The sequence below is a fragment of the Paenibacillus sp. FSL M7-0896 genome (assembly GCF_037975415.1).
Taxonomy (GTDB): domain Bacteria; phylum Bacillota; class Bacilli; order Paenibacillales; family Paenibacillaceae; genus Paenibacillus_AQ; species Paenibacillus_AQ silagei.
The window spans coordinates 7,717,037-7,732,132 of record NZ_CP150250.1 but is presented as its reverse complement, the minus strand read 5'-3'; the positions used below and the strand labels follow the sequence as shown (position 1 = coordinate 7,732,132).

General features: G+C 45.5%; 9 protein-coding genes. All 9 read right to left on the bottom strand.

What is annotated here, in order from left to right; all coding sequences use genetic code 11:
* Positions 1 to 196: 196 nt before the first annotated feature.
* A complete protein-coding gene (locus MKY12_RS33660) occupies positions 197 to 3,070 on the bottom strand; it encodes an S-layer homology domain-containing protein (RefSeq protein WP_339312385.1) in 2,874 nt (957 codons plus the stop codon).
* Between the two features lie 258 nt (positions 3,071 to 3,328).
* Positions 3,329 to 6,907, bottom strand: a complete 3,579-nt coding sequence (locus tag MKY12_RS33655; protein WP_339312384.1) for an ATP-binding cassette domain-containing protein — start codon at positions 6,905 to 6,907, stop codon at positions 3,329 to 3,331.
* 90 nt (positions 6,908 to 6,997) lie between these two features.
* On the bottom strand, positions 6,998 to 8,434 hold the full coding sequence (locus tag MKY12_RS33650; RefSeq protein ID WP_339312383.1) for a radical SAM protein: 1,437 nt from the start codon (positions 8,432 to 8,434) through the stop codon (positions 6,998 to 7,000).
* A gap of 320 nt (positions 8,435 to 8,754) precedes the next feature.
* A complete protein-coding gene (locus tag MKY12_RS33645) occupies positions 8,755 to 9,870 on the bottom strand; it encodes a DUF4037 domain-containing protein (RefSeq protein WP_339312381.1) in 1,116 nt (371 codons plus the stop codon).
* A gap of 206 nt (positions 9,871 to 10,076) precedes the next feature.
* Positions 10,077 to 10,634 (bottom strand): hypothetical protein, encoded by a 558-nt coding sequence (locus MKY12_RS33640; protein WP_339312380.1) that lies wholly within the window; start codon positions 10,632 to 10,634, stop codon positions 10,077 to 10,079.
* 15 nt (positions 10,635 to 10,649) lie between these two features.
* Entirely contained in the window at positions 10,650 to 11,540 is an 891-nt protein-coding gene (locus MKY12_RS33635; RefSeq protein WP_339312378.1) for a DegV family protein, read from the bottom strand.
* A 233-nt stretch (positions 11,541 to 11,773) separates the two neighbouring features.
* The gene (locus MKY12_RS33630) at positions 11,774 to 12,655 is read right to left on the bottom strand and encodes a phosphotransferase (RefSeq protein WP_339312377.1); all 882 of its coding nucleotides are present in this window, start codon (positions 12,653 to 12,655) and stop codon (positions 11,774 to 11,776) included.
* A gap of 70 nt (positions 12,656 to 12,725) precedes the next feature.
* The gene (locus MKY12_RS33625; RefSeq protein ID WP_339312376.1) at positions 12,726 to 13,742 is read right to left on the bottom strand and encodes a S66 peptidase family protein; all 1,017 of its coding nucleotides are present in this window, start codon (positions 13,740 to 13,742) and stop codon (positions 12,726 to 12,728) included.
* Positions 13,743 to 13,912: 170 nt separating this feature from the next.
* The gene (locus MKY12_RS33620) at positions 13,913 to 14,947 is read right to left on the bottom strand and encodes an AI-2E family transporter (protein ID WP_036723609.1); all 1,035 of its coding nucleotides are present in this window, start codon (positions 14,945 to 14,947) and stop codon (positions 13,913 to 13,915) included.
* Positions 14,948 to 15,096 lie beyond the last annotated feature (149 nt).

The following is a 15,096-nucleotide window of genomic DNA, read 5'->3' as shown; positions in this document are numbered from 1 at the left end:
AGTGACGGCACCTCCATTCTACTATCAATCAACACAGCCAATAGTAGCATAGAGGTGCTGATATCGAAATCGAGCGTAAGTAGAGTATTCTAAATTTATTCTGCAACTCTAGGTTGCAAAAGGCTATGGAGTAGTCTTGAATGCTCATCCCATTAAAAAACGGCTGGTCAGGTTCCCCTGATCCAGCCGTTTACGGTTATTTCAATATTACATTATCGATCAATACCGCCGTGTCAAAGACGCTGTCACCTTGATCCCACACATGGAACCGGAGGACAATGGAGCCCTTGCCGGCAAATTGGCTCACATCAAATTGGACGTGCTTCCAATTCGTCATGTAGGCCGTATCATCCCCGCCGTAGAAATTAACGTCTACTTTGTTCTCATCAATCCAATAGGCTGTGGATTCATTAATCGATTCCTTACCCACAATCACAGATTCCTGTCCGTAGACACTGGACGTCACCGTAGGTCCGCCATTCAAGTGTGAGGTGACGAGGGAAGCCGGATTGATGTATACACTGGAAGTTACTGTTGCTCTAAATGTATCGTTGTATTTGCTTCCAACATATTCCTTTGGCTCCTCAGAAATGAAATTGTAATCGAACGACAAGGTTGTGGCTCCCGCCGGGACAATGAAGCTCTGCTCGATATAACTATCGGAATTGTAGTCATATCCTCCCTTGTCATTGTTTTCAAACCCAAGGCCAGTACTGATAATCGCCATGTAGTTACCCTCTGTAGGCTTAAGCGGCCCCAGCTTTGAGATGACCCGGACATCTCCGTTTCCATTCCAGCCGGTCCATTTTCCGTTCTCAAAGGTTCCGTTGATAATCCCTTCGGTCTTCGTACCGATGCTGCTTCCCTTCATAACGAATGCTGCCAACCCATCATCGGTTCCATGAGCAGCCACTGCTGCCTCAAAAGCTTGTCCGGTTGTCATATTCTCATTATTCAAGGCATTGAATACGGATGGAGCAATGACCTGATCATAAGCAAGCTTTACATAATCGGTGTAACCATAATAAGTGCTGGCGCCATTGTTGATGAACGCATCCGACATGGAATCGTTGTATGCGCTGCGGCAGCTGCCGTTATATACAATAGTGCCGGGAAGCATATCATTGTACCGTGTAATGAACGAAGGCGTAATCGCATAATAACCTGATATGATAGCCAATCTTCCCTTTTTCAAATCCAGTTCATAGGTCTTGTTGTTCTCTGCGGTTGCCTTCTCTCCGGTCAGGAACATGACTTGCGGCCCCGCATATTTGAAATCAACACCGTATTTATCATGGAATGTCTGGAGCACAATCTCATCATAGTACGTATCCCCATGGGAATCTAAGACCACAACACCATACTGATTAAGTCCTTTGAAGAAGTTAACGCCCGCTGCGCTGTCCTTTACTCTCTCCGCAAGGAAGGGGTAATTCGACTGCTCGAAGCTTTGATATACAGCGTCATACACCGTCGAAGATGGAAGGGTGCCGGAGAATGGAGAGACCACAGCAACCCGCTGGCTTCCTATGGTGGCTACGGTTTGTTCCACATCTTGCGTGAGCGCCGTCAATGCATTATTGGACGCAGCCTCTTCTACAGTGTTGTTTAATCCTTTTGTATTCTCAGGGGCCGAGGATATTCCGCCTAGAATCCCGTTGTCCAGCAAATACCAGATGCTTCCTCCTTCACCCGATATTCCTGCATGCTCTACTTCGTCCTGGGTTTGAAGCCAAGCCACTGTTTCTTCCTTTGCCTGTTGCAAATTACTTGTAGAAGCAGCCAGTTGATCAAGCTTACTCTGTGTATTATTTTCAATCATTTCTGTTTGTGCAAGCTGTTCATCTGTAAGATGCTTCAGTACAGACAGTTTAAAGACTGCACTGCTAGGCACCTCTCCAACAAAGGCCTGCAGATTTATGTAGCCCTCTGTATTTTCAGTTAATGCTGCTTTGCCGCTATAGAGTCCGTCTGCCGCAAGGCTGTCTCCATGAATTTCTAAACCATCATCGTACAGCAGGGTGATCTGTGACATCACTTTGCCGCTGTCATCTACCTGATAGACACTTGCAGTTACTGTCTCTGCCGCATTAAGCGTTGTACGGAAAATAACTTCAGTGGACTCTTCTGCATAAATAGCATCTGTACTCTCCCCCTTCACTACAATCTGGAGAGCATTGGCCGGTACTGGAGTTGGCTCCACTGGTGCCGGTGTTGCGGGTGCTGGAGTCGGCTCCGCTGGTGCCGGTGTTGCGGGTGCAGGCGTTGCCGATGCTGGCGTTCCTGGACCCGGGGCTGCCGGAGCGCTCACAGATGTATCACGGAGAGCTTGTGTCGCTGTGGGAGCCGGAGTAACCACCGGAGCTATACTCTTATTCGTCTCTTCAGCAAGGAGCTGCTTGGACTTCTCAACATATAGTGCCTTATTCGTCTTGAACTCATATGCGAGACGAGCCAGAGCCTGGCGCTCTGCGCGCTCTTTAGGTTTGAATTTCAGCGTGCCATCACTGCCTTGAACCCCGTTAACGAACCCATTGTTGAAGGCCAGGGATACTTGAGCTTTTGCCCATTCAGACACCTCAGACATATCCGACAGCTTACTGCCAAGCGGAAGCTTCTTCGCCGTTTCATCTAATTCAAAGGCCCGGATGAAAAACACAACCAGCTCTTCCCGGGTTACACTCGAATTAGGACTGAACGTGCTCGCCGATGTCCCCTCTGTGATGCCTGCCTTCACCAACGCACCTACATAACCACGATACCAGCTGGTAGCGGCAACGTCTTTGAATGCTGCGGCCTGATCACCACTTACTTCCAGTCCTAAGGACAGAACTATAATTTTCGCCAGTTCGGCGCGCGACATAGCCTTATTCGGTTTGAAGGTGTTATCTTCATACCCCGAGATGATTCCTGCTTCAGTTAAAGATTGAATCTCCTTCTGAGCATAAGAGCCTGCGATATCTTTCAATTGCGCGGACTCCCCGAATACCAGATGTGGCGTAAGGCTGCTTATTAGCAGGGCAATTACAATCACCAGACTGAGTTTACGGCGTGCTGCTTGGAATAACAAAATTTCTTCCCCCTCTTTCTGTATAAAAAAATTCATAAAAACCATCGCCCTACAGAGTTCCAAGGATGGAATATCGCTCCATAATTCGACAACTTCTTGATTCTACAATAGGACTATGTACATTTACTATGTATATTGATACTAGGATATTGTATAAATTGGAATATTAGAGGAAGAAAATTAAAAAAAGACTATCAAGCATAAGCTTGATAGCCTAAAGGCTGCCTGCAGTTTCCTGCATCTAATTCAAAGAGACCCTTATCGTATTTTTTGGAGTTTCATCTCTTCCATATCCAGAATGTTATGATAAAAGCTGGACTGGGTCTCTTTGTGTGAAATGCCAATGACCATCGTATTCGGCAATTCCCTGCTTATCAGTCTGTACAAATCTGATTCTTGTGCTCCATAAATATCGGTGGTTGCTTCATCAATTAATAACAATTCCGGCTTGAGTAACAGACATCTTCCCAAATTAAGAAGCTGCTTTTCACCCTGGCTGAAGCTCCCCTGATCTTCATCAATTTCTTGCTGAAGTGAGCTTACTCTCCCTCTAAGGTTTAACTTTTCAAGCACTGACCATATCTCCTGATCCGTACATTGCTGCTCGGGGTCCAAATTATCTCTTAGCGTTCCATGGTACAGCACCGGACGCTGCGGCAGGGTGACTATTTTTTTCATCAGCAGATGATCTGGAATGGACTTAACATTAGTGTCTCCGAGCAGAATCTCGCCTTCATACTCCATAAATCGGGTCAGGCAGTAAAATAACGTAGATTTACCGCTTCCTGTTCTTCCTTTGACCAGCAGGTTTTCAGTGGGTTCCAGTTTTAGTGTCAATCCGGAGATGACTGGTATTGAATCACTATATTTGGCGCTCAAATTCTTGATTGTCAGGCCGCCTGCTGTATCCATAACTGAAGGTGTAGCCTCCATTGCGCTTACCGGGGATTTTCCGCGCTCAAGCCCCAAAATTCTTTCAAGTGAATTAGTCCCAATTTCCATATGACGAAGATCTCTGAGCAGCACTTCAAAATTGGAAAATGCCGTTAACGTATAGGTTAAAGTCACATAGATGATAACGGAGTCTCCCGAGAAGCCCCTCAAGCTCATAAGGATCAAGAAAACAGAAAATGTAAAATACCCTGCCACCTCTATCCAGAACAGATAAAGTCTATTCACTGACTGTCTTGTATACTCTGCATTTAATGCGTCTGTAATCTTCCCTTCCCAGATATTCGTAAAATAAGTTTGCAGGCTTTGCTTCCTTACATAATTAGAATCTGCGGCCACAGATTTAAGAATAGCGAGGCAGGGCTCGTGGGCTTCATTGGCTAGCCTGGATGTAATTTTGCCTGTGATCCGAACTTCCTTCTGAATTTTATTAAAAAATATTAAAAATACACCCAGAACCAGCACCATATAGAAATCCGAGTAAGCAATTAGAATTGCTGCGGCAATAATTTTGAAAAACGATTCCAGCAGATTGCTGGTGTACCCGCTCATATCCATATCAATAATCTTCATATCATTGGAAAAACGCGCGGATAATGCCCCGTTCTGTTGTTTACTGAACTGCAAAAAACTGAGTTTCGATACCCGCTGTAATAATTGCTGATGAAGGGCTTCACCGGCTTTTACATTCCCCAAGTAGATTATACTTATACGCACAACATTGGTAATAACCAGCAATAGAGCTATGCCAAAATAAATAGAGGCGAATAACATAGGGTTTGCAGTATTTCCACCAAACCTCGGCACAATATAGATAGAGGCAGCATCGATAACCTGCGCTAATATAAATAAAGCTATGAAAAGAATCAGCAGCGGCCTGCTTCCTAATGCTAAAAAATACTGCTTCAGTACTCTAAGACTAGCTTGCTTAATCTTCTCCTGCTCTTCAGGGCCCGGCTCTTCCCGCTTTAAGCTCTGTTCTTCTGACAATTCCTTTGTGATACTTTCGTTATTCATTTGAATTACTTTTTCATCAGGAAGAAAGTCACGAAGTGTATTGTAATCGAATGCATTCTTTTGGAAAGCATTGTTGATACGGCCTTGTTTCATTACAATCACTTGGTCTGCCCGTTCGAATAATTCCTGATCCATAGTGGCTGCCACCATAATTCTAGTTGTATCATTCCAATAATCCAGAATCAAATTTTTAAGTACTCTCTTTCGCACCTTTGCATCCAAAGAATTCAGAATCTGATCCAGCAATACGGTCTTAGCATTCTGATATGCAGCCCGGGCCAGCAAAATTCTTTTTTTCTGCCCGCCTGATAGATTGACCATATCGGTATTGATAACAGTAGAATCCCCGTTTGTCCACTGTTCCAGATCCTTGCTTAACTCGCATAAATGAATGATCTGACGATAACGCGCCTCCTCATAAGGCCTGTCAAGGATGATATTATCTCTGATGCTTACCGGGAATAAAGGTGAATGATCCATGACCTCCTCACAGCGCAGCTCCGCAGATTCTTCTCCTTGAACGCGTTCCAGATATCCGGCAAGGGCTCGCAGCAGATTCGTTTTCCCGGACCCCGTTTCACCTACAATGATAACTAACTGTCCTGGATTGACCGTTAGATCTATATCTGTAAGCAGAATCTGGCCAGGGTCATTAGGTCTGCTATACGTTGCTTTCTTCAGTGAGATCGTCCCTGCCTTCTCTACAGTCCCTCTGCTTCCCTCCCATTCTTCTTCATCCAGGCTAACATATTCCTTTACGAGTGAGGCAGCCTTTAGCCCTTGTCTAACTGTGTTGATACTGACGAGGAAATCGTTAATACACCGATCCAGCAGGCCAAATACAATAAAGGATGCCATGGTTTTCTCAACACTTAGCGGATAGCCCATTAGAGAGGAGAAGCCAATACATATCATGGCCGTCAACGGAACCAGAGAATAGTTGATTAGAGTTAGCAGAATTTGAATCTTACTTTTTTTATGTAAAAATTCCGATTGGCGCGATCTTGCTTTATTAATCTTGCGGATGAAGTAATTGGTGAAGTTCATTTGTTTAGCTTCTCTATATTTATTAAGGTAATCGTTGATTTCAAATAATCGCTTACTGTTTGCACGGCTGAGCTCAGTATCCACCCGATTCAGTTTATGAAGCAGCCTCGAAAACATAGGTGCTGCGAATAGCAAAATACACCCCATAAGACCCCCGGCGCCTAAATACATTACCAGGAGTGCAACGCCAAATAGAATCCCGAGCGCGCTGCTTATGCCGTCTATAAACCAAACTATTCCTCTGAACCAGCTAATTTGATTTCCGTACAAATCTATCAGCTGCCCGGCACGCTGAGCGGATTCTTTTTTCCGCAAAATATTCTTAAACAGGATATTCCGGTAATTGAATTCAATGGAGGTAATTAACTTCCAGCGGAAATGCAGAAATTGAGAATTGGAGATCACCTTAACCATTTGAATGGCGACAAACAGGAAGATTGCCCCCAGCGCTCTCCCGTGAGGCTGCGAGCTTTCGTTAATGATAGCGCGAAGGATATCAGGGAACAAGTAAGGAATAGAGAATTGTAATGCAAGCGTCAGAATGGATAGTAATGCATAGGCCAGGAAAGAGCACTTTAATTGACGCACGATATGAATAACAAGCGGAAGCACTTTTTGGGATCTGCGCATGACCTCAGACTCTTCTTGAACCTGTCCAATCCCATAGGCGGAGGGAATAGTCAGAATGGATTCTTGGATGGCATCTAGCGACTGATCCTTACGTATAGCATGTTTAGTAAACGAACGTGTCCACGTAAAAAATAACTTTTGGATAGGATTCGCTCTCTCTTCAAGAGAACGGCTCTGATTCGGGTTAGTCAAACTGTTCATCCCTTCATGTATTGCGAAATTAGATAGTCAAATTATACAAAGCCCCATCCATTAACAAAGACGGAGCCTAGGTAACAAAGTTTATCCTGATATATAATCTGCTTTTTTCTCGGTCTCCGGCAATTGCACTTTAATTTCCACGAAATAACGTTCCAGCAATCCTTTAACTATATGTTTAATTGTTTTGCAGTATGCTTCATCATAGTTATAGATATCATCAAATTCATTCTCTACAGCACCTGTACAGTTCCCCGAACAAAATCCCTCCAATTCGCAATCGACGCAACCCTTGGAGTTGGAGTATGCCCTCATCGCATAATAACGGTATGCTTCACCAGCAAAAATCTCCTGAAATAAATCTGTATTTCCTAATTTTTTTGAAGTTGTTTTACAGGCATAGGCACTGCCATCCGGCTCAATGCTTATTAGACGCCCGATGGTAGGGCAGGTCTTCCAGGCTCTTCTTTCCACCCATTTATCCGGATGAACAATTCCCCAGAATGATTGATACCAATACCCTGATAACAACACGCCTCTAGTCTGAGCATAGTCGTAAGCATCCAGAATTCGGTCACCAATCTCTTTGGAACCAAACTTTCTATAAAAATCAAAATCAAAAGACATGATAATCTCAATACTTTTTATTCCCATTGTTGCAGCATAGTCTATGAGCTCATAATTAAAATGATCCCAAGTCTCTTCTGACATTACTGACTGCAGTTCAATATTGATATTGTGATCTCTAAGCTTACCAATATTCTTGTCCAGTGTAGCCCACTTAATCAGATTATTTCCTTCTCCGCGGAACTCACCTGTAAGGTAATCAATATAATCAATGCTTACAGCCACTCGCACCTTATACTTAGCCAACAGCTCCAATATACTGGATGGCAAATATGAACCATTTGTAGTGACTCCGTATTCCAAATCCATGCCAAAGCTTGTACCATCGCCGAAGTGTAATAATACTTCTTCAATCAGCTTACTGTTCAAAAAAGGTTCTCCGCCAAAAAACTCAATTGACAGTTTGTTCTTTCCGTTCATTTGAATGACCTGAATCGATTTCTCAATAGCTTCCTTGGCAACCTCAAAAGACATTGCCTGCTGCGGAAATCTCAGCTTATCATCTTGCGGGTTAGCTTCACTATAGTCAAAGGTGCTACAAAAACAGTAGCTACAGCTCATATTACATTTGTTAGTTGTAGAAAGATGAAGCCTGTCAAAATAAATACCAGTATGTAACGCCTGCTGCCGTTGATCCAATTCTTTCTCCAACAAGGCCCGTTCATCTTCTTCAACCTTATAGATAAAATTCAAAGCAATTAAATCATTGAACATTTCATCGCCAAAATACTCCAGTACTTCATGCTCCGAAACTATAGTATGACCATCAAAAAAATCATTACATTCTTTAGAAACTATTCTTCCATTTCCGTACAGTGCATTATAGATAAAGTAATAATCATCCGTAATAGAATATCTGATTAAGTTAGCGGCTAGCTTATACAAAATCTTCATATTTATCCTCCGTTATAAGTTATAAGGGATATCTGTGTGCCCTAAAAGCTCCACAGATATCCCTGGTTAGATTAGCAAGGACGATTAGTCGTCAACGGGTTTAAATTTGTTTTAACAGACGAAGGATGGATCATTACTGGCTTTTTCATAGTTTCACCTCCATTCACGGTCTATTTCAAGAGAAATAGAATTATGTGATAAAGATTCATTTATGATATATAATCCCATATGTTATAAAATATATTATTTCATCTTCTGGTAAAAAAACTGTTAAAAATATCATGTTCATCGTTTCGGCGGTGACTATTAAACACGGTCAGCTAGACAATCATATCCCCTATCCCGGTTCTTGTTATATCAGACTTGGCACTGTATACTGGCCTGAATTTGGAATAATGATCCGCCCAGATCAACACGTGATCACTTGTAATCAACTGATCCAGTGCACCCGGGATTTCAAGATGCTGGAGTTCTCCAGGTAACGTAGCCAGTATCGCATCTTCTATATTTACATAAGAATACGATTGCAGGCCTCTTGCGTAGAACGGCGCTGGCTGAAGTTCAATAAATTCGGTTATTTTCAATCCATTATGTTGATACGCCAATTTCATTAACAAGCCTTCCAGTTGTTGCACTGCTATTGCAATAGAGGGTTCCATCAGGATCGCTTCAAGTTGCTTAACATGCTCATTGACCACAGGGCTGATCTGCGCCAGCTCCCTGGACAGCCATTTGTAGGTCCCCGGCCGATACCTTCTGTTGTAGAGAAAGACCAATTGCACCGCCTGCTCCACCATCCGGTTTAACAGCAGCCGGGCTGACAACGTTTCTCCCCGAAGTTCAGCGAGCTTTACCACATAGAGATGACAGAATGAACTCCAGGCATATTTCAATTTATAGCGCCAGATATCATCTGGCAGATAAGCAAGGGTCTTACGCACTTCTGTTATTTCCCCTATAGGGTCTGTGAAGATTCTCCCTCTTGTCCATTCGAGCAATTTCTGCTCAGGAAGCATTAGCCACTCGTGTAAGGAAGGCTGCACACTATGCAGACCCAGTTGGATTCGCATATGCCGGGAGACACATGTAATAGCAATATGATGCAGATTGCCACTACCATTAGAGAGTATAAGCACCTTGTGAGACTCATCTACAGAAAAGCGGGCGGGATACCCTTTGAATAAAGCCGGAACCTCTTCATCCAACGCTTGATCGAGGGTTACAGCATATTGATCGTAGTCCGAGTCCTGCAGCCAAATGTAGCATCTGGCTCCCCATTCATGATCTCTTGATAAGTCGTCATCATGCCCTAGAACATCCGAGCCATATCCAATCAATCCGGCAGCATGCTTCTCCATTAGTTGCGGGAAACGTCTGGCGATCAGCGGCCTCACAATCTCCCAATAGAACTCCTCGCTCAAGTCTAAACCCTTCATTTGCAGACTCCATTTCATGTAACAGTGCGCACTCACATTTTGTTTTACCGGTAACCTTATGTTAACATCTCGCCCAAAAATTACTAGACTATTCATTTGAATTCTGTTATCATTTAGATTGAAGTCTTGATAATAATACTATTCCATTAAAAACGGCTGGTCAGGTTCCCCTGATCCAGCCGTTTTCTGGTTATTTCGATACCATATTATCGGGCCCAGCTCCGCTCACTCAGATACCGGCCAACCGCCGCATCGCTCCAGATATGCGCTTCGACGTACCGCTCGGGGCCGTACTTTCCGTCATTGTTCCAATTCTGAGGTAACCCGTACTTGTCAATGATGCTCACAATCTCGGGATAGGTATACAGAGTGTGCCTGTACTCTTTGCCATCGTTAATCAGCGGGCTGAAGGTGGGCATGGAGTCCCCATAGGTAAAAGAAATCGTGTTCACATCAAATTCCTCAATCGGAATCTTGAGGGATGCGCCATTCTCGAACCATGTGCTTAGCCACGGACTGTGTTCAACTACCATATAATGCGGGGAGGACCGCTGGACCACACCGCCCTTACGTATAAATTCCGCCCGGATGATGCTCTCGCAGTTCCGCCGATATTCCACATACTTATCATGTCTTTGGGCGCTCTGGGCCTTGGGCTTGGTCTGCTTAATCGTCTCCAGTACAGCCCTCGCCTGATCGCCCGGCAAATCGGATAGGCTGACAAACGGACCCACAGATGCATCATAGTAATGATATAAGAACATCGTTCCGCTCCTTTTCTAGAGCACAGACTCCAGCACTTCATTCTCAGCTTCAATACTATTCAGGGCCGTACGGTTAATCCAAGACAGCGCCAGTGTCCCCTCGCCCATATGAGCACCTACCACCGGGACAAAGGTCATTATTTCTGTACGCACCGAAGGGGACATGGCCTTAATGGCCCACTCCAGGCTCAGTGCCTCTTCTCTGTTATTGGCGTGCATAATACATACATCCTGGAAGCGGCCGATTTCCTCCTGGATGGTCTCCAGCAGCTTTTGCTTCGTCTTCTTGAAGGTGCGGATTTTATCGACGACGACAATTTTACCCTCATCGAACCGCAGAAGCAGATGAATCCGCATCAGCTGGCCCAGCAGGAACTGAGAGCCGGAGAGCCGTCCGCTGCGGTGCAGCTGGCTCAGGCTGGCAGGGATAATATAGAAGGACATTTCCTCGATTATATTATCAATTCTGTTCTTGATCTCCTGCGCAGAGCAGCCTGCCTGCTGCCAGTGAATACCGCGCAGAAGCATCTCACGGATCGGGTACGCGCCTACTTTGGAATCGATACCAATTACGTTGACTCCAGCAATGTCTGCCGCCTGCATCGAGGTGTTGAAGGTTCCGCTAAGCTCGGAGGAACAATGGATCGCAATAATCTCGTCATACTCTTCCTTCAGACGCTCGTATAATTCCACGAACTCGCCAATCGGCGGCTGGGAGCTGCCTACCTTGTCATGCTGACGCATTTTGTCATAGAACTGATCGGCGTTAATATCTATATTTTCTCTATAACATTCATTATTGACGATTAGACGGAGGGGAACGATATACACATGGTTATTCTTGGCGAATTCAGAATCAATGGTGCTGGTGCTGTCAGTCACCCAGGCGATGGATTTCATAGTCATTACTCTCTTTCGTGAGGAATTCACTGCTCAGGAATCAGCAGCTATGGCTGTCTGTATATTCATAAATTATACAGGATGCCAAGCATGCGTAGAGCATTCCTTGAATAATCCCAGCACTTTTTTTCAACTAAATTCGACATAAATTCACATTATATATGACGAATATACCTGTTTAAGAGAGGTTTGATTATGGTATGAGAAAAGTGGAAATTAGCGTCAGCACGAGCAACATCCTAATATCCAACCAAGGTACTTAACGTGTTCACATTCTCCTGAAGGAATGCTTGATTCTTGTCCACACCCCGGTTACGGCACCACACAATGGAGGCGAACGCATCGTATAGATCATATAACGGCAGGACTCTTTCCAGATCCAGTATAGGCCGGATTGATTGATAACCTTCCATGAATGGCCTCTTAGTTCCTGAATCGACCTCCCACAGATACCGGTTGACCTTCGTAAAATCCACCTCCGACGATCCGCCGCGGGCACTCTCGAAATCAATAATGCCGGCAACCCTGTTCCCGTTCACCAATATATTGCCCGGTCTATAATCCATGTGAACCATGCAGGGTCCGTCAGGATCAGGCAGAGCAGAGAACAGCTCATCAAAGTGAAGCATACATTTCTCAACCAGCCTTGGATCGAGTATCTCCTTACATGGCTCTTCCCATTTCTCAAAATTACTCCGGATATATATTCGCCAGTCATTCGGGTCCAGATCCTTAAAGCCGCTGGCTACATGGTAGCCATATCCCGGAGTTGTAACCTCATGGAGCATTGCAAGATACATGCCTATTTGATAAGAAAGCTGCTCGTCCAGCTCCCCTGTACAAGGCGTCCCCTGAATTGCTGAAAGAAGCAATGCTCCTGTCATAGTGTCATCCCCGTACCAAATATCGAGCACCTCAGGAACAGGAATCATGCCTTTCAATGCTTCAAGGACCTTGAATTCACGGACCAGCTTGTCCCTGTTAAACGGAACTTTCACATAGACGTTCTCACCGCCGGCAAGCGTAAGCTTATATACCTCGGAACTAAACGAATCTGGCACACCCTCTATATTCGAAACGTTCAACTTAAGCCTGTCTATAACGAGATGAATAACGCTCATAGATTACCTCCTGAAACTAGTTTGTCAGGCTGGCCTAACTTAGCGACCGCGCGGCTCCATAGACTATCATCTAAGCCCGGAAGTACTGCTGCACAGTTCCCTTGCCCTCTCCAACCTCTACCTCTGCAAAAGCCCCGTTCACCAAAGTAACCTGGGGAGGCAGGTGCCCGCAGTCGATATCGTATGCGACCGGCAGGCCCAGCTCATCGGCCAGCTCCTGGTAGACATCCCCTACGGTGTACCCGTCCATAGGGCGGTTAGCCGCGCTCCGGCCGAACATAAGTCCGCTGCAATGCTCGAACCAGCCCGCCAGCTTCATCTGCACCAGGGAGCGGCGCAGGTCGGTCACGGACAGCTCACAGTTCTCTAAGTACCACAGAATAGGCTCATTATGGATATAGTGCTGCTGGAAATGCCGCACATCTCCATACGGCGTGCCGATCAGATGACGGATAACGTCAATGCAGCCGCCCAGCAGGCGGCCCTGCATGGCGAGGGCCTGATTGCCCACCGTCTTCCAGCTAGTGGCTTCTGTAAGGTTGAACACATGGGGCGACGGCTCGCCTCCTCCCCATTCCAGCTGGTATTGCTGTGAGGATTGCTGAAATACAGAGCCGCCGCTTGGCGTAGACAATACCTTGTCCCACATGGCGGTTGTCGGGTCTGTCTCTTCTCCCCGGAGATCAATGAAGTTCGTGCCATGGGCAGTGGCAATCCCCGTCTTCAGCGTGACAGCCAGCAGCAGCACACTGATATCGGAATACCCGAGAATCCATTTACACTTCATCTTGCTGAAATCCACCTGCTCCAGCATCTCGATCAGCAGCTCCCCGCCCCAGGGAGGCACGACGAGTCCGATGGACTCATCGGCCATCATCGCGTTGAATTCAGCGGCACGTACAGCAGCCGGAGCCGATTTAGCCTTTTCCTGTGTCCATGCTGTGGGTCCGCAGACTACGCCGTACCCTCTTTTTTGCAGCCGTTCTACAGCCAGCTCAAGCAGTTCACGAAGCTCCTCTCCTACTCCTGATGAGGGTGCAGTTACACCAATAACGGCTTCTGCTTCTAATACGGGATATCTGATCATCCGGTTATTCCTCCTAAGGTAACCCCACCAAGTGGGGCTTTAGCTTCGATGATGACTCAGGTACTTTGCGGGGACCCCAAAACATATAAATTCTATAAAAAAGGAGATACCCGAACCTTGAGCAGGCTGAATATCCCCCTAGTGTACTAAGCATTATATCATTGACTGCGTCATTCCAGCGAAGGCTTATTATCCCGGCTGATATCCAGAATATCCAGGAAAAAGACGAAGATTGGAATCCCGAGAATCAGTCCCCATACCCCGATATAATGCTCGGAGAACAACAGCACTACCAGAGTGTAGAACATCGGCAGGTTCATTTTGGAGGACATCAGCTTCGGGTTGAGGAAGTAGCCCTCTATGACATGTAACAGGGCAATCATCACCAGAATGTTGATCGTCAGCATCAGTCCACCCGTGTTATAACCGATAATGCACAGCGGAATCAGCGAAATGACAAAGCCGACGACCGGAATCAGGCTGAGCATGAAGATCATAATGGAGAGGGCGAACAGATACGGGAATGGCTCGAAAAAGAAACCAAGCACCCACAGCCCGACCACGGTAAACAAAGTATTGAACAGCGCAATCAGAATCTGTGCTTCAATGACCTTGCCGAAGGAGGAGATGAATTTTCTGCCGAAATACTCCAGCTCCACATAGAACCAGGAGATTTTGCTGTCTCTCAGGCGGGAGGTGAAGCTGACGATCCGATTCTTCTCCAGAATGAAGACAAGGCTTAGAATCGTGGACAGGACGAAGGTGGTGCCCCAGTTGCTGATTTTGAAGACATATTCGATCCCTTGATTCAAATAACTCTGATAATTGAGCTCCCTGACCTTTCGGAACAAGTACTGCATAATTTCATTCTGCGGAATATCATCGGAGGTCAGCGTGCCGAGAAAAGTGGTTAATTGCTTGATCTGTGAGAATACCTTGGGCATATATTTGACGAGTGCCATGACGATCATGCTGATCAGCGCCACATACAGTATAATAATGATGACCTTGCTGTTCACCTTCACAAATTTGCCGATCCGCTTGCTCAATAGCACCTGAAAGCTGTTCATCACATAAGCGATCAGGAAGGTCAGCAGCACCAGATTCAGCATGTCCCTGATACTGTACAGCAGCAGTCCAATCAATCCCAGAATCAAGAAGCGCCGGACTGTTAAATTGGCGACATAACGCTTGAATACTTCCATTGTTCCCTTGTTCCTCTCCATTCGCTGGCAGATAAGATTTTTATTATAGTGTACCGTACTGAAAACAAATATAGCAACTTTGGCATCGCCCAATTCCCGCGAAACCACGAACTTTATGTCGATTTACAGGAAGCTCTATTGCTATATGC